The organism is Streptomyces sp. R-07 (genome assembly GCF_049913175.1).
GTDB lineage: Bacteria > Actinomycetota > Actinomycetes > Streptomycetales > Streptomycetaceae > Streptomyces.
Genome location: NZ_CP183978.1, coordinates 2,866,186 through 2,881,662 on the forward strand (window position 1 = coordinate 2,866,186; position 15,477 = coordinate 2,881,662).

Sequence of the window (15,477 nt, forward strand, 5' to 3'; positions counted from 1 at the left end):
GTGGGTCTGACCTGTTCCCTTGGCTCGGGGTACGCAGCCGTTGAATGGAGCGGTGGGGCAGGGCTTAGCGGCGAGCCGCCACCCGCTGGTTGAGGTTCAGGCCCCGCTGCTCACTCCCGGTGGGGTGGCAGGCCTCCACTCTGGGGAACAGACCGGCGGCCGCGTCCGCCTAGCTCCTGCTCGGAGCGGGGTCCATCTCATGACGGGTGGCCGCAGGCCCCCCTTCCACCCACCGGGAGTGACCAGCGGGGCCTGAAGCCCGACAACAACACGACCACAACCCGCTCAGCGCCGCCGGGCCGCCCCATTCAACGGCTGCGCACCCCGACGCAGGGAACCGGTCCGACCCACTCTTGCCACTGACCGAGCTCCCATCCACCCTGCCGCAGACGAGACTCACGCCCGGCCGATGCCCGGGTCTCATCCCGCCCACCGAGCCGACCGCCGCGCACGCGCACGCACCACCCCCGGTCCCCCCGCGCGGCCCCGCCCCCGGCCGCCCTCCGTGTGTGAAAAGGCGGACTCCGCCGCCGGGTCAAGGGTGGGCGCAGCCCATCGGCGGAGCCGACTCGCCCTTGACGCGGTGGTGGAGGCCGCCACACTCGGGAAGAGGGCGGCCACACCAGAAGCTCACGAAGCCGGGTCACACCGAGTGGCCCCGTTACGCCTGCGGCGGTAGCGCCTCGTCGGACAGTGCCGCTTCCACGGCTGCCGCTGCGTGGAGGCGTGCGGTGGGGAAGGTCGGGACGGGGCTGTCCTCGGGGCCGATGAGAAGCTCGATCTCGGTGCAGCCCAGGATGATGCCTTCCGCGCCGTCAGCGACCAGGTCTGCGATCACCTTCTGGTAGGCAGTGCGTGACTCTTCCCGGACCATGCCCAGGCAGAGTTCCTCATAGATCACGCGGTGAACGGTCGCGCGTCCGTCAGCGTCCGGGATGCGCACATCCAGTCCCCCGGCTTCGAGACGGCCCCGGTAGAAATCCTGCTCCATCGTGAACGCGGTGCCCAGCAGGCCGACTCGGTCCAGGCCCGACGCCCGTACGGCCTCTGCGGTGGCGTCGGCCAGGTGCAGCAGGGGAATGGAAACCGCCGCCTCGACCTGATCGGCGACCTTGTGCATGGTGTTGGTGCAGATCAGCACCATGTCTGCGCCGGCTGCCTCGAGGGCCTGAGCAGCCGCCGCCAGGATCTCGCCTGCCTCCGTCCAGCGGCCCTGGACCTGCAACTGCTCGATCTCCGCGAAGTCCACCGAGTAGAGCACGCACCGTGCCGAGTGGAGTCCACCGAGGCGGTCACGCGTGAACTCGTTCAGCAACCGGTAGTACTCCGCCGTCGACTCCCAGCTCATCCCACCGATCAGCCCGATGGTCTTCATCGCCACGCCCCTTACATCGATAAGGAGTTGAGCATGGCAGGCCCCCATGCATAAGCCCCGCTTGGAGTCAGTGGAGCCTCCACGTCACCCACACGGGCGGTCTTCACTTACCGTGCCCAACCGGGCGCGTTGCGTGCGTTACGTTCGCGCAAAACGGCCCCCGTCGATGGTTGGCGCCATCGGCGAGGGCCTGAACCACTAATGGAATCGGACTCCATCGTGATCTACCGGCACTTTAACGCGCCCTCTCGCGCCTTCACCCAGTTCTCGCACGAGATCATCCGGCACCCCCGGCTCAGCTCCGACGCCGTTCGGCTTCTGACCTGGCAGCTCTCCCTCCCCCAAGGCGCCCGCGAGTCCCTCTCCCGCACCGCCGAACGTGCCCGGATCGGGGCATGCGCCTTCACCCGTGCCAAGCGGCAGCTCAAGGAGGAAGGCTTCGTGCACGAACGGCGCGTGCAGGTCGGTGGCGGACGCTGGGTCACCCAACAGCTCCTCTCCAGCACGCCGTTGAGCGCCGAGCAGGCCGCCAAGCTTCTCGCCGGGACCCCGGTGGCATCCGTACAGGTCGCACCGGGTCCCCGGAAACCGGCCGCCGGTGCCCCGGTCGTCGACCAGCCGGTGCCCCCGCCGACCGACGGTCATCCAAAGGAACATCCCGCCGAAGACACCTCCAACCTTCCCGCCGAGGCCGAGGAGTCGCCCCGGCTGGAAGAGGCCCGCGCCCTCGTCGGCGCCCTGCCGCTCCTCTCCCCCGCCCTCCGCCACATCCCACCCGGCATGCGCGAAGAACTCGCCCGACTCGCCGCCCGCTGGCTCGACGCCGGCCACACCTCCACCGACATCCACGAACACATCCAACGCTGCCTGCCCGGCACCGGCACACCCGTACACCGGCCCGGGGGACTCGTCCGCTACCTCCTGCGCGACGTACCGGCCCGCTCCCTGCCACCCCAGCCCGTACCCGTAAACCGGCTTTCGCCGCGGCTCGAAGGTGCTCGGGAGTGCGCCGGTGACCACACCCAGCCCATGCTCTTCCGGCCTGTCGGCGACGAGACGCACTGCGCCGAGTGCGCCCTGAACGCTCGTCACTGACTCCCGTACGCTCGAAGGACGACCCATCGACCAGGAAGGCCCCCGTCATGCCCCGCATCCCCTCCCCCGCCATAGCCGCCGCCGGGCTCGTGGGTGGTTACGCCGTCGCTCGGTGGACCAAGAAGCGGCCCCTCGGTGGGGTCGTGCTCGCTGTGGCCGGGGGTGTGGCCGCTCGGGAGTGGCAGCAGGTGGGTGGCGGGAAGACGGCTGCCGGGCTCGGCGCCGCCTACGTCGGCGCCTTCGCCGGGTCCCACCCGCTCGCCAAGAAGATCGGGGCCTGGCCCGCCGTGTTCTCCGTCGCCGGGGCGATGGCTGCCGCCTCCTGGGCCGTCACCCGCGGGAAGGGCTGACCCCGCCCCAAAGGGAAGCTCAGCCCCCCGCCACCCGGCTCACCGTATAGATCAGCAGGCCCGCCAGCGCGCCCACCACCGTGCCGTTGATGCGGATGAACTGGAGGTCGCGGCCGATGTTGGCCTCGATCTTGCGGGAGGTCTGGGTGGCGTCCCAGCCGGCGACCGTGTCGGTGATCAGGGACGTGATCTCGTGGCGGTACGTCGTGACCACGTACGCCGCCGCGTCCTCCGCCCAGCCCTCGACCTTCGACTGGAGGCGGGCGTCCGTCGACAGGCGGGTGCCCAGGGAGATCAGCGAGGCGCGGGCGCGGAGGCGGAGCTGGCTGCGGTCGTCCTCGGCCGCCGCGATGATCAGGGAGCGGACCGAGGACCAGGCCGAGGCGATGATGTCCTGGACCTCCGGGCGCGCCAGCAGGTCCGACTTCAGGCGTTCCACGCGCGTGCGAGTGTCCGTGGCGCCCTGCAGGTCCGCCGCGAAGTCCGTCAGGAACCGGTCGATCGCGCCGCGCGCCGGGTGGCCCGGCATGTCCCGCATCTCCGTGATGAAGCGGAGCAGTTCTTTGTAGACGCGTTCGCCGATCTTCCGGTCCACGAAGCGTGGGGTCCAGCCCGGTGCTCCGCCCTGCACCGCGTCCATCACCGACTCCCCGTGCGTGACCAGCCAGTCGTGCGCCCGGGTGCAGATCAGGTCGACCGCCCGGTGGTGCGCTCCGTCGGCGACGATCCTCTCCAGGGTCTTGCCCAGGCCCGGGGCGATCTCCGCGGCTTCCGCGCGGCGCGTGATCGCCTCCCCCACCACCGCCTGCACGTCCGCGTCGCGGAGGACGGTCAAGGCGCCTCGTAGGGCTGTCGACGCCTCCGCCGTGACCCGGTCGGCGTGGGCCGGGTCCGCCAGCCACTCCCCCAGGCGGCGGCCGATGCCGAACGCCCTCAGCCTGCCCCGTACGACGTCCGCCGACAGGAAGTTCTCGCCCACGAACGTGCCCAGCGACGCGCCCAGCTGGTCCTTCTTCGTCGGGATGATCGCCGTGTGCGGGATCGGCAGGCCCAGCGGGCGCCGGAAGAGCGCCGTCACCGCGAACCAGTCCGCGAGCGCACCCACCATGCCGGCCTCCGCCGCCGCCGCGACATAGCCCGCCCAGGCCCCCCAGCCCGCGTTCCGCGCCCACGTCGCCAGGCCGTAGATCACGGCCACCCCGAGCAGCAGCGACGTCGCCAGCGTCTTCATGCGCCGGACGCCTCTGCTCTTCTCCTCGTCCGCCGCCGTGTACGAGAAACTCACCATGGACTCGACCTCCTACATCAGGGACTCCCGGCGCTCGTCCCGAGTTCCCCCGTACATCTTCGCGATCACCGCCTCGATGTCCGGCTCCCGCACCGAGAGGTCGACGAGCGGATGCCTCGCCGCCACCGCCGCCACCAGGGGCGCCGCCGAGGAAGCGGAAGGGAACGCCAGCCACTGGCGCGGGCCCTCCGACCGTACGAAGCGGGCCCCCGGTACGTCCGTGATCGGCGGCAGCTCGCGCTCCAGGTCCACCATCAGCAGCCGCTCGCTCTCGCCCACCGCGTGCAGACCCGTCAGCTCACCGTCGTACATCAGCCGCCCGTGGTCGATGACCATCACCCGCGAGCACAGCTGCTCGATGTCCGTGAGGTCGTGGGTGGTCAGGAGGACGGTGGTGCCGCGCGTGGCGTTCAGTTCGCGCAGGAACTCCCTCACCCTCGCCTTCGACACCACGTCCAGGCCGATCGTCGGCTCGTCCAGGTACAGCACCTCCGGATCGTGCAGCAGGGCCGCCGCGATGTCCCCGCGCATCCGCTGGCCGAGGGAGAGCTGCCGTACGGGGACGTCGAGCAGCTCCCCCAGGTCCAGCAGGTCCACGCAGCGGGCGAGGTTCTCCTCGTAGCGGGCGTCGGGGATGCGGTACATGCGGTGCATCAGCCGGTACGAGTCCTTCAGCGGCAGGTCCCACCAGAGCGTCGTCCGCTGGCCGAAGACCACCCCTATCCGCTGTGCCAGGCGCGTGCGCTCCCGCGCCGGGTCGATGCCGGCGACCCGCAGCCGGCCGCCGCTGGGGGTCAGGATGCCGGTGAGCATCTTGATCGTGGTCGACTTCCCGGCGCCGTTCGGCCCGATGTAGCCGACCATCTCCCCGCGCTCCACGCCGAAGGAGATGCCGTCGACCGCCCGGACCTCCTTCTTCTCCCGCCGCAGGAAGCCCGCCTTGCGGCGGACCGTGAAGGTCTTCTCCAGACCGTCCAGCTCGATGAAGGGCATGCTCGTTTCAGCTTCCTGTCGATCGGTACGAGCGGATTCCGGCGCGCCACGCGAGACCCGCCACCCCGCAGCTGACCGCCGCCACCAGCGGCGAGACGAACGCGGCCCAGTCCGGCACCCCCGCCGGAGCCGGCCGGCCGAGCACGTACAGCGCGGGCAGCCAGTTCACGAACGCCAGCGGTACGACGTACACGACTCCCCGCACCAGCTCCTGCGCGAAGATCGTCGGCGGGTACTGGAGGAGCGTGTTCCCGCCGTACGTGAAGGAGTTCGTGACCTCCGCCGCGTCCTGGAGCCAGAAGAGCGTCGACGCGCCCACCACCATCAGCGCGGAGAAGATCACCGCCCCGCAGACCACCGTCACCGGCAGCATCAGCACCTTCAGCGGCGTCCACTCCACGTCCAGCAGGAACAGACCCCAGACCAGCACCATCAGGCCCTGCGCGACCCGGCCGAACCGCCGCAGCGCGAACTTGTCCGCCGCGACCTGCGCGAGCAGCGGCGCCGGACGCATCAGGAACGTGTCGAGCGAACCGTCCCTGACCCGCTTCCCCATCCGCTGGAGCGAGCCCATCGTCAGGTCCGCGATCCCGAACGACGTACCGGCCGTCCCGTACAGCAGGGCGACCTCCGCGAATCCGAACCCGCCGAGACCCCGCACCTGACCGAACATCAGGAGGATGACGACGAAGTCGAAGAAGGTGACGCAGAAGCTGGTGACGAGGGTCAGGGCGAAGGACGAGCGGTACGCCATCGTGGACCGGATCCACATGCCCGCCACCATCCGGTACGTACGCCAGGAATCACCCAGCAGGCCCCGGGGCACCTCACCCACCCTGCACCACCACCTTCCGCGTCGCCGCCGCCTGCACCGCCCGGCCCGCCCCCAGGAGGACCAGCGCCCAGCAGCCCTGGAAGGCGTACGCCCCCGCCAGCTCCCGGCCCTCGTACCTCCCCAGGTACACATCGGCCGGCACCTGGAGCAGCGACGCCCACGGCAGCAGCCGCGCCACCTCGCCCAGCGCGCCCGGGAAGACGTTCAGCGGGAGCAGCATCCCCGAGAAGAACAGGCCGCCCAGCCAGGCCACCTGCACCACGCCCTGGCCGTCGAGCAGCCAGAACGCGCTCATCGCCACCAGGTACCAGATCGCGAAGCCGACCACCGAGCCCAGCGCCACCGCCAGCAGGAACGCGGCCCACGCGCCCGGCCCCGACGGCAGGGTGAAGTGGAAGACCAGCGCGCCGACCGTCATCGGGACGATCCCGCGGCCGAGCAGCTGGAAGGCGGAGCGGCCGGCGTTGGCCGAGAACCACCAGGCCTGGAGGTCGGCGGGGCGGTAGAGGTCGACGGCGATGTCGCCGGTCCTGATCCGCTCGATCAGCTCGTCCTCGAAGCCGCCGCCCATCAGTCCGCAGACGGTGATCAGCGCCTGCCCGATCCACACGTAGGCGAGGGCGTCGTCCATCGAGTAGCCGCCGAGGTGCGGCCGTTCGTCCCAGAGGGCGATGTAGGTGGCGGAGAGGACGAAGCCGAAGACGCTGTTGGTGAAGACGCCCGCGGCCGTGGCCACGCGGTAGGTGGCGAAGCGCCGGAAACCGCCCGCGGCCACCGTCGCGTACAGCCGCAGCATGGGGATCCCTTTCCGGCGCGGTGGACGGCGAAGCGCACGACCCTAGTGGCCCCGCCCGGCGCGCCGCGAGCGGTTTTCGCGCCACCTTCGGATCGCTTGAGGGAGTTCCGGGGAGTTTCAGCCTGTTCCATGCAGTATGTGATGCCATGTCCCCTTCCTCTGGTACGAGTGGTACGAGCTCGGATGCGAACTGGGAGCCGAGGGACCCCACCCTCCCCGCACCACAACCCGAACGACCGGACGAACGACCGGACGAACGGCCGGACGAACGACCGGACGACGGACCGCCAAGACGCCCCCGCCGTCCCCTCCGCGTCCTGCGGACCCTCCTCGGGCTCCTCCTGCTCGGCACGCTGCTGCTCGCCGGCGCCTTCGCCGCCGGCTACCTCCTGGTGGAGATCCCGCCCGCCAACGCCGCCGCCGTCGCCCAGTCCAACGTCTACCTCTACCGGGACGGCACCCCGCTCGCCCGCGACGGCGAGGTCAACCGCGAGAACGTCCGCCTCGACCAGGTCCCCCTCGCCGTCCGGCGGGCCGTCCTGGCCGCCGAGGAACGCGACTTCCACACCTCGCGCGCCGTCGACCCCAAGGCCATGGTCCGCGCCGCCTGGAACACCGTCACCGGCAAGGGCCGCCAGTCCGGCTCCACCATCACCCAGCAGTACGTCAAGAACTACTACCTGGGCCAGGAACAGACCCTCAGCCGCAAGGCCAAGGAGTTCTTCATCGCGATCAAACTCGGCCGCGAGAAGAGCAAGGAGGAGATCCTCCAGGGCTACCTGAACACCAGCTACTTCGGCCGGAACGCGTACGGCGTCCAGGCCGCCGCCCGCGCCTACTACGGCAAGGACGTCGAACTCCTCGACACCTCCGAGGGCGCCTACCTGGCCTCCCTCCTCAAGGCCCCCAGCGCCTACGACGTCACCACCCACCCCGAGAACCGGGGCAAGGCCGTCGCCCGCTGGCACTACGTCCTCGACGGCATGGTCACCGAGGGCTGGCTCAGCCCCTCCGCCCGCGCCGCCGCCCGCTTCCCCGCCCCCCAGACCGCCCGCGCCGCGACCGCCCTCTCCGGCCAGCGCGGCTATCTCGTCCAGGCCGTCGAGGAGTACCTCACCGACCACGGCATCGTCGACGAGAAGACCCTCGCCGGCGGCGGCTTCCGCATCACCACCACCCTGGAACCCGCCAAACAGGAGGCCCTCGTCGACGCCGTCGAGGAACGGGTCGTCTCCCGGCTCGACCCGGCGAACGCCCCCACCGACCGGTACGTACGGGTCGGGGCCGCGGCCGTCGACCCGGCCACCGGCAAGGTCCTCGCCATGTACGGCGGCGTCGACTACACCCAGCAGTACGTCAACAGCGCCACCCGCCGCGACTACCAGGTCGGCTCCACCTTCAAGCCCTTCGTCTTCACCGCCGCCGTCCAGAGCGGCGCCCAGACCCAGCAGGGCCAGCCCATCACCCCGAACACCCTGTACGACGGCACCAACCGGCGCCCGGTGGAGGGATGGAACGGCAGTCCGTACGACCCCGCCAACGAGGACGACGCCAGCTACGGCGAGCTCGCCGTCGGCGCCGCCACCGACCTGTCGGTGAACTCCGTGTACGCCCAGATGGCCGTCGACGTCGGCCCCGCGGACGTACGGCGCACCGCGATCGCCCTCGGCCTGCCCGGCTCCACCCCCGACCTCAACGCCTCCCCGTCCATCGCCCTCGGCCCCGCCACCGCCAGCGTCCTCGACATGGCCTCGGCGTACGCGACGCTCGCCGCGCACGGCCGGAACGGCACGTACTCCCTCGTCGAGGACATCAGCCGCAACGGCGAGGAACTGGAACTCCCGGCCGCCGCCCGCCGCCAGGCGGTCAGCCGCGAGGCCGCCGACACCACCACGTCGATCCTGCGGAGCGTCGTCGAGACCGGCACGGGCACGGCCGCGCAGGCCGCCGGGCGCCCGGCCGCGGGCAAGACGGGCACGGCGGAGGACGACAAGGCCGCCTGGTTCGCCGGCTACACCCCGGAACTCGCGACCGTCGTCGCGCTCATGGGCCAGGACCCCGAGTCGGGATCGCAGGAATCGCTGTACGGAGCCCTGGGCCAGCCGCGCATGAACGGCGGCGGGGTACCGGCCGAGATCTGGGGCCGGTTCACCCGGGAGGCACTGGCCGGGACGCCCGCACGGGACTTCGAGCTCCGGCTGATGCCGGGGGCGGAGGCCATGCCGCCGGCACCGCCCGCACCGGACGGCCCGGAGGACTGGTACGAGACGGGCGAGGCGGGACCGGGAGCGGGGCCGGGGGCTTCCCGCGGCCCGCTGTCGGGCGAGGCGGGACCGGGGGCTTCACGCAGCTCGCAGTCGGGCGACGCGGGGCCGGGGCCGGGAGCGGCCCAGCGCAGCCCGGGCCCCCCGCACGGCCCGCGTCAGTGACCGCTCGTCGCCTTGAGCCCCACCACGGCGACCAGCAGCAGACAGACGAAGAAGATACGGGCGGCGGTCGCCGGCTCACCGAGCACCACCATGCCGAGCACCGCCGCGCCGGCCGCGCCGATGCCGACCCACACGCCGTACGCCGTACCGATCGGCAGCGTCTTCGCCGCCTGGGACAGCAGCAGCATGGAGGCGACGATCCCGGCGCCGGTGAACACGCTCGGCCACAGACGGGTGAAGCCGTCCGTGTACTTCATACCGATGGACCAGCCGACTTCCAGCAGACCTGCGACGACCAGCAGAACCCAGGCCATGACGAGACACCTCCGCGAGACGGATCAACAAGGGGTGCGTCGTCTTGTCGTGAACCCGGTACGGCGCGTCTCGTCGGGGTGTCTCCAGGCTAGCAAAGAACACGCAAAGGCCCCGGTGACTCCGGTCACCGGGGCCTTCGAGGCGCTTCTCAGAGATAGAGCCCGGTCGAGTCCGACGTCCCCATGAACCGGTCCGCCGCCACCGCGTGCAGGTCGCGCTCCCGCATCAGGACGTACGCGACACCCCGCACCTCGACCTCGGCACGGTCCTCGGGGTCGTACAGCACCCGGTCGCCGATCTCGACGGTACGGACGTTCTGGCCTACCGCGACCACCTCGGCCCAGGCGAGGCGGCGGCCCACAGCGGCCGTCGCCGGGATCAGGATGCCGCCGCCGGAACGCCGCTCACCCTCCGGGGAGTCCGTACGGACCAGGACCCGGTCGTGGAGCATCCGGATGGGCAGCTTGTCGTGCGTGTTCTCGCTCACGGACTGAACCTACCTGCCCGGGCGTGTCGCCCGTCGCCGGGAGGGGTCACGCCTTGTTCCTCCGGGAGGAGGAGACGATCAGCCCGACGACGACGAGCGCCACGACGGCCGCCGGGACGACCCGCTCCAGGCGGGGCGCGCCGTCCTCGTGGGTGAAGCGGGCCTTCACGTCCGAGACGACCCGGTTGACGGCGACGAAGGCGCGTCCGGCCGTGTGGTCGACCGTCGAGGCGACCTTGGCCTTGGCGTCCCCGATGATCGTCTTCGGATGCATCCGAATGCCGATCTCGTCGAGAGTGACGGCGAGCTGCTCGCGCCGGCGGACGATGTCCGCCTCGATCTGCGCAGGGGTCCTGGCCTCCGACACCGCGCTGCCTCCGTAGTCGTGATCCGGGTGGTCGTGATCCGGTCGTTGATCGGTCCTTGTGGACAGTCTGTCAGCTCCGCCGCCGAAGGGGCGCCTCAGACCCCCATTAGGCTCTGAAGGCGTACGTGAACACTCCCGAGGAGAGCCATGAGCGAGCGACTGCAGCCCGGCGACACCGCCCCCGCCTTCACCCTTCCCGACGCGGACGGCAACGAGGTCTCCCTCGCGGACCACAAGGGCCGCAAGGTCATCGTCTACTTCTACCCGGCCGCGCTCACGCCCGGCTGCACCAAGCAGGCGTGCGACTTCACCGACAACCTGGACGTGCTGGCGGCCGCCGGCTACGACGTCATCGGCGTCTCCCCCGACAAGCCGGAGAAGCTCGCGAAGTTCCGCGAGAAGGAGAACCTGAAGGTCACGCTGGTCGGGGACCCGTCGAAGGAGATCCTGGAGGCGTACGGCGCCTTCGGCGAGAAGAAGCTGTACGGCAAGGTGGTGACGGGCGTGATCCGCTCGACCGTCGTCGTCGACGAGGACGGCAAGGTGGAGCACGCCTTCTACAACGTGAAGGCCACCGGCCACGTCGCCAAGATCATCCGCGACCTGGGCGTCTGAGCCCCCTCGCCGTCCCTGAGGCCCACCCCGGCCGGGGTGGGCCTCAGGCGTGCCGGAGGCGAGTCACCCGGACGCGGGTCAGCCGACGGTGGGGGCGAAGGGGCCGTCCAGGGCCGCCCACTGCAGGAGCAGGATGGTCTTCCCGTCCACGATGCGCCCGTCCCGGGTCATGGCGAGCGCCTCGGCGAAGGGCAGTTCGAGGACCTCGATGTCCTCGCCGTCCTCCTCCAGTCCACCGCCGGGCCCGGTCCGGTCGGCCGGGGTGTAGGGGGCGGCGAAGAAGTGGAGGCGCTCGGTGACGGACCCGGGGCTCATGTACGCGTCGAGGACGTGGGTGAGCGGCCCGAGGGTGACGCCGAGCTCCTCGGCGCTCTCGCGGCGGACGGCGGACGGCGGGTCGTCCGCGTCGAGCAGCCCCGCGGCGGCCTCGACGAGCATGCCGTCGGGGTGGTCGTTGACGTAGGCCGGATAGCGGAACTGGCGGGTCAGCAGGACGCGGCCGCGCGCGGTGTCGTACGGCAGGACGACCGCGCCGTTGCCCCGGTCGTACGTCTCGCGCTGCTGGGTGACCCGGCGCCCGTCACGGCGGCGGTAGTCGAAGGTCGTGCGGCGCAGGACGTGCCAGCCCCGGGAGGTGAGCTCGACGTCACGGACGACGACATCGGGATTGCGGTCCAGACCGCGCCCGGCCCGGTCGAGGCCGGTGCGGCCGCGGTGGTCGGGGGCGTCGAGGCCGGGAGTGCCCTTGTCGCGGCCGGGGCTCACGCGGCCTCCCTCGGCGTACGGGGCGGGATCTGGGCGACGTCGTCGTAGACGGGCAGTCCGCGACGGCGGGCGATGGCGACGTCCTGGTCGGCGCCGGCGGACTCGCCGGGCAGGCGCAGGACGGCGTCGCAGTGGGCGAGGAGGCGCGCGGCGGCCGGGTACAGCACCTGGTCGGCGAGGGGGTCGGTGGGTCCGGCGCCGGCCGAGTGCAGGACCGGCAGGGCGATCCACTCCCCGATCACGGGAAGGTGCCCCGCCGCGAAGACCGGCCACGCGGCCCCTTCGAGGCGGGCGAGGTTGGCGGCCATGGCCTGCGGGTCGCCGTCGGTGCCGGAGCGGTAGGGCCCGGCGATGAGGATGAGCATGGGCTTGTCATCGGTCATGGCGCGCTACGATACATGCAGAAACGTGCAAGAACAGGAGAGAGTGCGAATGCTGGCTGCCGAACGGCGAGACCACCTGCTGGATCTGCTCGCCCGCGAGGGCAAGATCGTCGCGAAGGACGTCGCGGCGGCGCTGGGGATCTCCGAGGACAGCGTGCGACGCGACCTGCGGGACCTCGCGGCGGAGGGACTGTGCCAGCGGGTCTACGGCGGAGCGCTGCCCGTGTCGCCGGCCGTGGTCGACTACCGGGCCCGCCAGACCGTGGCCCCGGACGGCAAACGGAAGGTCGCGGCGGTGGCCGCCGGGCTGGTACGACCCGGGGGCGCCGTGATCCTCGACGGCGGCACCACCGCACTGGCCGTCGCCCGGGTGCTCCCGAAGGACCTGGACTGCACCGTGATCACGCACAGTCCGACGATCGCGGCGGCCCTGCTCGACCATCCGCGGGCGGAGGTCTTCCTGCTCGGCGGACGCATCTTCAAGCACTCGGCGGTCGCGTGCGGGGCCGCCGCGGTCGAGGCCGCGCAGAACGTCTCCGCCGACCTGTGCCTGCTCGGCGTCACGGGGGTGCACCCCGAGGCGGGCCTGACGACGGGCGACGCGGAGGAGGCCGCGATGAAGCGCGCCCTGGCGGCCCGGGCGGCGGACACGTACGTCCTCGCCTCCTCCGAGAAGCTCGGCACGGCCTCGCGCTTCCGCGTCCTGCCCTGGGAGGAGATCACGGGCCTGATCACGGACGCCGCCCCGGACGCCCCCCTGCTCGACCAGCTCAGGACCCACGACATCGAGATCCTGACGTCCGCCTGACGAGCCCGGCCCGAGATCCGTACCGGGGAGGGGAGAACCTGCGGTCACCGTGCCCCAACTGCCACGCGGTCACCGACACGTGGCGCAGAGGGGGACGTCGGCGCACACCCCATACAAGGACCGGCCGACCGCTACGATGGCCGTGCACGCGGCCGTTGCTGAATGGTATAAGCGGAGGTTTTAGGTGCCTCTGGGCGTTTCGCCCATGTGGGTTCGAGTCCCATCGGCCGCACCACCCGAAGAGCCGCCCTCAGGGGCGGCTCTTCTTCTTCTCGCCCCCCTCAGCCCAACAACTCCCGCGCCACCGGCACCAGCGCGCGGAACGCCTTGCCCCGGTGGCTGATCGCGTTCTTCTCCTGCGGGGTCAGTTCCGCGCAGGTCACCTCGTGGCCCTTCGGCTGGAGGATCGGGTCGTAGCCGAAGCCGTTCGTGCCGACGGGGGTGTGGCGCAACACGCCCTCCATGCGGCCCTCGACCACTCGCTCCGTGCCGTCCGGGAGCGCCAGGGCCGCCGCGCAGGCGAAGTGGGCGCCTCGGTGCTCGTCCGCGATGTCCGAGAGTTGGGCCAGGAGCAGGTCGAGGTTCGCGCGGTCGTCGCCGTGGGCGCCTGCCCAGCGGGCGGAGAAGATGCCGGGGGCGCCGTTGAGGACGTCGACGCAGAGGCCGGAGTCGTCGGCGACGGCCGGGAGGCCGGTGGCCTGGGCGAGGGCGTGGGCCTTGAGGAGGGCGTTCTCCGCGAAGGTGACGCCCGTTTCCTTGACGTCGGGCACGTCGGGGTACGCGTCCGCGCCGACGAGTTCGAGGTCGAGGCCCGCGTCGGCGAGGATCGCGTGGAGTTCGGTGATCTTGCCCGCGTTGCGGGTGGCGAGGATCAGGCGCTGTCGGGTCATGCCCCGATTATCCGGGCCGGACGAGCGGGCTCGGCTGACCGGGGCGGCCGGGCGGGCGGGCTCAGCCCGGGGTGCAGACCTTGGCGACCTCGCCCGCCGCGTCGGTGATCGGCGTGATGTCCGGGGTCGTGTCGCCGTTCTTGACCGCCGTGCGGACGGAGTCGACGCCCTTGGTCAGGTCGTCGACGGCCTTCGAGAGGTCGGCGTTGTCCGTCGTGTTCTTGAGGTTGCCCAGTTCCGTGGAGATGGAGTCGAGGGACTCCTCGATCTGGGTCACGTCGTTGGAGGCGTTGGAGACGGCCTGCTGGAGGTTGTTCACGGAGGTGGCTATCGCGTCGGCGGTCTTGACGCAGTCCATGGCGGTGTCGAGGGCTCCGCAGCCGCTCAGGACGGTGGCGAGTGCGGCGGCCGTGGCCACGGCGAGTGCGAGACGGCGCTTCAAGGCGGGTCCTCCCCCAGATACGTACATGACATGCGGACGGGCGGGCGCTCGGATCGTATCCGGCTGCCCGCCCGTCAGGACGCAGCGAGGTGTCAGAGGGTTCCTTCGAGGGCCTTGCGCTGGATCTCGGCGAGTTCGGCGCAGCCGCCGGAGGCGAGGTCGAGGAGGGCGTTGAGCTCCTTGCGGTCGAAGGGCTCGGCCTCGGCGGTGCCCTGGACCTCGACGAAGCGGCCGTCGCCGGTGCAGACGACGTTCATGTCGGTGTCGGCGCGGACGTCTTCCTCGTAGCAGAGGTCGAGGAGGGGGACTCCGTCGACGATGCCGACGGAGACGGCGGCGACGGTGCCGGTGAGGGGCTTGCGGCCGGCCTTGATCAGCTTCTTGCCCTGGGCCCAGGCGATGGCGTCGGCGAGGGCGACGTAGGCGCCGGTGATGGCGGCGGTGCGGGTGCCGCCGTCGGCCTGGAGGACGTCGCAGTCGAGGACGATGGTGTTCTCGCCGAGGGCCTTGTAGTCGATGACGGCGCGGAGCGAGCGGCCGATGAGGCGGGAGATCTCGTGGGTGCGGCCGCCGATCTTGCCGCGGACGGATTCGCGGTCGCCGCGGGTGTTGGTGGCGCGGGGGAGCATGGAGTACTCACCGGTGACCCAGCCTTCGCCGCTGCCCTTGCGCCAGCGCGGGACGCCTTCGGTGACGGAGGCGGTGCAGAAGACCTTGGTGTCGCCGAAGGAGATGAGGACGGAGCCCTCGGCGTGCTTGCTCCAGCCGCGTTCGATGGTGACGGGGCGGAGCTGTTCGGGGGTACGGCCGTCGATGCGAGACATGGGACGAGCCTAGCCGGACATGACGGAGGGCCCGTTCCCCTGCCGGAACGGGCCCTCGTCGATGTGAGTCAGTGGCTCACATCAGGTCTTCGATCTCCGCGGCGATCGGGTCGGCGTCGGTGCCGATGACGACCTGGATGGCGGTGCCCATCTTCACGACGCCGTGGGCGCCGGCGGCCTTCAGGGCGGCCTCGTCGACGAGGGCGGCGTCCACGACCTCGGTGCGCAGGCGGGTGATGCAGCCTTCGACCTCTTCGATGTTGTCGATGCCGCCGAGCCCGGCGACGATCTTCTCAGCCTTGGTGGCCATGTGTTTCTCCCTGTCCGTTCCGTTCGCGCGAGCGCGAATCTCGGCGCACCTGTGGTCCGCTTTGTCACGGTAACCCACGGTTGGCCCAACTTCGCGAGCGAGTGCAGCCG

19 protein-coding genes, 1 tRNA gene and 1 riboswitch are annotated in these 15,477 nt (G+C 71.2%); of the genes, 6 read left to right on the forward strand and 14 right to left on the reverse strand.

Annotated elements, in window-relative coordinates:
* Nucleotides 1-661 precede the first annotated feature (661 nt).
* Complete coding sequence (locus ACN9M0_RS12915) at nucleotides 662-1,375, reverse strand: aspartate/glutamate racemase family protein (RefSeq protein ID WP_426403625.1); 714 nt, start codon at nucleotides 1,373-1,375, stop codon at nucleotides 662-664.
* A gap of 201 nt (nucleotides 1,376-1,576) precedes the next feature.
* Between ACN9M0_RS12915 and ACN9M0_RS12920 the strand changes: the two genes are divergently transcribed.
* Both ACN9M0_RS12920 and ACN9M0_RS12925 read left to right on the forward strand, forming a co-directional pair.
* Nucleotides 1,577-2,470, forward strand: coding sequence for a hypothetical protein (locus ACN9M0_RS12920; RefSeq protein ID WP_426403626.1), 894 nt, complete (start codon nucleotides 1,577-1,579; stop codon nucleotides 2,468-2,470).
* A 47-nt stretch (nucleotides 2,471-2,517) separates the two neighbouring features.
* Nucleotides 2,518-2,820: a hypothetical protein gene (locus ACN9M0_RS12925; protein ID WP_366036689.1), complete on the forward strand. Its 303-nt coding sequence runs from the start codon at nucleotides 2,518-2,520 to the stop codon at nucleotides 2,818-2,820.
* Between the two features lie 19 nt (nucleotides 2,821-2,839).
* Here ACN9M0_RS12925 and ACN9M0_RS12930 read toward each other — a convergent pair whose 3' ends face one another.
* From ACN9M0_RS12930 to ACN9M0_RS12945, 4 genes are read right to left on the reverse strand one after another with little or no spacing between them, the layout of a single operon-like run.
* Nucleotides 2,840-4,108, reverse strand: coding sequence for a DUF445 domain-containing protein (locus tag ACN9M0_RS12930; protein WP_426403627.1), 1,269 nt, complete (start codon nucleotides 4,106-4,108; stop codon nucleotides 2,840-2,842).
* 12 nt (nucleotides 4,109-4,120) lie between these two features.
* Nucleotides 4,121-5,101 carry an ABC transporter ATP-binding protein gene (locus ACN9M0_RS12935; RefSeq protein WP_366036687.1) on the reverse strand — a complete coding sequence of 327 codons (981 nt, stop codon included), beginning with the start codon at nucleotides 5,099-5,101 and terminating at the stop codon, nucleotides 4,121-4,123.
* Between the two features lie 7 nt (nucleotides 5,102-5,108).
* Nucleotides 5,109-5,936 carry an ABC transporter permease gene (locus ACN9M0_RS12940; protein ID WP_399699187.1) on the reverse strand — a complete coding sequence of 276 codons (828 nt, stop codon included), beginning with the start codon at nucleotides 5,934-5,936 and terminating at the stop codon, nucleotides 5,109-5,111.
* A complete protein-coding gene (locus tag ACN9M0_RS12945) occupies nucleotides 5,929-6,729 on the reverse strand; it encodes an ABC transporter permease (protein WP_426405300.1) in 801 nt (266 codons plus the stop codon). Before ACN9M0_RS12945 ends, ACN9M0_RS12940 begins: the two co-directional genes overlap by 8 nt.
* A 149-nt stretch (nucleotides 6,730-6,878) precedes the next feature.
* Between ACN9M0_RS12945 and ACN9M0_RS12950 the strand changes: the two genes are divergently transcribed.
* Nucleotides 6,879-9,161: a transglycosylase domain-containing protein gene (locus tag ACN9M0_RS12950; protein ID WP_426403628.1), complete on the forward strand. Its 2,283-nt coding sequence runs from the start codon at nucleotides 6,879-6,881 to the stop codon at nucleotides 9,159-9,161.
* Here the strand turns inward: ACN9M0_RS12950 and ACN9M0_RS12955 are convergent.
* From ACN9M0_RS12955 to ACN9M0_RS12965, 3 genes are all read right to left on the reverse strand, one after another.
* Nucleotides 9,155-9,475, reverse strand: coding sequence for a DMT family transporter (locus ACN9M0_RS12955; RefSeq protein ID WP_015033851.1), 321 nt, complete (start codon nucleotides 9,473-9,475; stop codon nucleotides 9,155-9,157). The genes ACN9M0_RS12950 and ACN9M0_RS12955 overlap by 7 nt on opposite strands.
* 33 nt (nucleotides 9,476-9,508) lie before the next feature.
* Nucleotides 9,509-9,570: riboswitch (guanidine-III (ykkC-III) riboswitch) on the reverse strand.
* 54 nt (nucleotides 9,571-9,624) lie between these two features.
* Entirely contained in the window at nucleotides 9,625-9,963 is a 339-nt protein-coding gene (locus ACN9M0_RS12960; RefSeq protein WP_123452705.1) for a GroES family chaperonin, read from the reverse strand.
* A gap of 46 nt (nucleotides 9,964-10,009) precedes the next feature.
* The gene (locus ACN9M0_RS12965; RefSeq protein WP_366036685.1) at nucleotides 10,010-10,330 is read right to left on the reverse strand and encodes a DUF3618 domain-containing protein; all 321 of its coding nucleotides are present in this window, start codon (nucleotides 10,328-10,330) and stop codon (nucleotides 10,010-10,012) included.
* 147 nt (nucleotides 10,331-10,477) lie between these two features.
* On the opposite strand from ACN9M0_RS12965, the gene bcp reads away from it, so the two are divergent.
* On the forward strand, nucleotides 10,478-10,945 hold the full coding sequence (gene bcp / locus ACN9M0_RS12970) for a thioredoxin-dependent thiol peroxidase (RefSeq protein WP_366036684.1): 468 nt from the start codon (nucleotides 10,478-10,480) through the stop codon (nucleotides 10,943-10,945).
* Nucleotides 10,946-11,023: 78 nt separating this feature from the next.
* Here the strand turns inward: bcp and ACN9M0_RS12975 are convergent, their stop codons facing one another.
* Nucleotides 11,024-11,710, reverse strand: coding sequence for an NUDIX domain-containing protein (locus ACN9M0_RS12975; protein WP_366036683.1), 687 nt, complete (start codon nucleotides 11,708-11,710; stop codon nucleotides 11,024-11,026).
* Nucleotides 11,707-12,093, reverse strand: a complete 387-nt coding sequence (locus ACN9M0_RS12980; protein WP_426403629.1) for a DUF4406 domain-containing protein — start codon at nucleotides 12,091-12,093, stop codon at nucleotides 11,707-11,709. The genes ACN9M0_RS12975 and ACN9M0_RS12980 overlap by 4 nt, the downstream gene beginning before the upstream one ends.
* 49 nt (nucleotides 12,094-12,142) lie before the next feature.
* Between ACN9M0_RS12980 and ACN9M0_RS12985 the strand changes: the two genes are divergently transcribed.
* Both ACN9M0_RS12985 and ACN9M0_RS12990 read left to right on the forward strand, forming a co-directional pair.
* Entirely contained in the window at nucleotides 12,143-12,901 is a 759-nt protein-coding gene (locus tag ACN9M0_RS12985; RefSeq protein ID WP_366036681.1) for a DeoR/GlpR family DNA-binding transcription regulator, read from the forward strand.
* Nucleotides 12,902-13,049: 148 nt separating this feature from the next.
* Nucleotides 13,050-13,136 (forward strand) — tRNA-Leu (locus ACN9M0_RS12990).
* 46 nt (nucleotides 13,137-13,182) lie between these two features.
* On the opposite strand, the gene rdgB is transcribed toward ACN9M0_RS12990, so the two are convergent.
* The 4 genes from rdgB to ACN9M0_RS13010 form a co-directional block, all read right to left on the reverse strand.
* Nucleotides 13,183-13,791 carry an RdgB/HAM1 family non-canonical purine NTP pyrophosphatase gene (gene rdgB / locus ACN9M0_RS12995; RefSeq protein WP_366036680.1) on the reverse strand — a complete coding sequence of 203 codons (609 nt, stop codon included), beginning with the start codon at nucleotides 13,789-13,791 and terminating at the stop codon, nucleotides 13,183-13,185.
* 61 nt (nucleotides 13,792-13,852) lie between these two features.
* A complete protein-coding gene (locus ACN9M0_RS13000; protein ID WP_366036679.1) occupies nucleotides 13,853-14,260 on the reverse strand; it encodes a hypothetical protein in 408 nt (135 codons plus the stop codon).
* Between the two features lie 65 nt (nucleotides 14,261-14,325).
* Entirely contained in the window at nucleotides 14,326-15,057 is a 732-nt protein-coding gene (gene rph / locus ACN9M0_RS13005; RefSeq protein WP_366036678.1) for a ribonuclease PH, read from the reverse strand.
* A gap of 76 nt (nucleotides 15,058-15,133) precedes the next feature.
* Nucleotides 15,134-15,406: a PTS glucose/sucrose transporter subunit IIB gene (locus tag ACN9M0_RS13010; RefSeq protein WP_366036788.1), complete on the reverse strand. Its 273-nt coding sequence runs from the start codon at nucleotides 15,404-15,406 to the stop codon at nucleotides 15,134-15,136.
* Between the last annotated feature and the right edge of the window lie 71 nt (nucleotides 15,407-15,477).

Excerpts from the sequence above, each read along its gene's own strand:
- bcp (WP_366036684.1), top strand. The coding sequence starts at position 10,478 with ATGAGCGAGCGACTGCAGCCCGGCGACACCGCCCCCGCCTTCACCCTT.
- ACN9M0_RS12955 (WP_015033851.1), bottom strand. The coding sequence starts at position 9,475 with ATGGCCTGGGTTCTGCTGGTCGTCGCAGGTCTGCTGGAAGTCGGCTGG.
- ACN9M0_RS12925 (WP_366036689.1), top strand. The coding sequence starts at position 2,518 with ATGCCCCGCATCCCCTCCCCCGCCATAGCCGCCGCCGGGCTCGTGGGT.
- rph (WP_366036678.1), bottom strand. The coding sequence starts at position 15,057 with ATGTCTCGCATCGACGGCCGTACCCCCGAACAGCTCCGCCCCGTCACC.
- ACN9M0_RS12920 (WP_426403626.1), top strand. The coding sequence starts at position 1,577 with ATGGAATCGGACTCCATCGTGATCTACCGGCACTTTAACGCGCCCTCT.
- ACN9M0_RS12930 (WP_426403627.1), bottom strand. The coding sequence starts at position 4,108 with ATGGTGAGTTTCTCGTACACGGCGGCGGACGAGGAGAAGAGCAGAGGC.
- ACN9M0_RS12915 (WP_426403625.1), bottom strand. The coding sequence starts at position 1,375 with ATGAAGACCATCGGGCTGATCGGTGGGATGAGCTGGGAGTCGACGGCG.
- ACN9M0_RS12950 (WP_426403628.1), top strand. The coding sequence starts at position 6,879 with ATGTCCCCTTCCTCTGGTACGAGTGGTACGAGCTCGGATGCGAACTGG.
- ACN9M0_RS12935 (WP_366036687.1), bottom strand. The coding sequence starts at position 5,101 with ATGCCCTTCATCGAGCTGGACGGTCTGGAGAAGACCTTCACGGTCCGC.
- ACN9M0_RS12980 (WP_426403629.1), bottom strand. The coding sequence starts at position 12,093 with ATGACCGATGACAAGCCCATGCTCATCCTCATCGCCGGGCCCTACCGC.
- rdgB (WP_366036680.1), bottom strand. The coding sequence starts at position 13,791 with ATGACCCGACAGCGCCTGATCCTCGCCACCCGCAACGCGGGCAAGATC.
- ACN9M0_RS13000 (WP_366036679.1), bottom strand. The coding sequence starts at position 14,260 with ATGTACGTATCTGGGGGAGGACCCGCCTTGAAGCGCCGTCTCGCACTC.
- ACN9M0_RS12985 (WP_366036681.1), top strand. The coding sequence starts at position 12,143 with ATGCTGGCTGCCGAACGGCGAGACCACCTGCTGGATCTGCTCGCCCGC.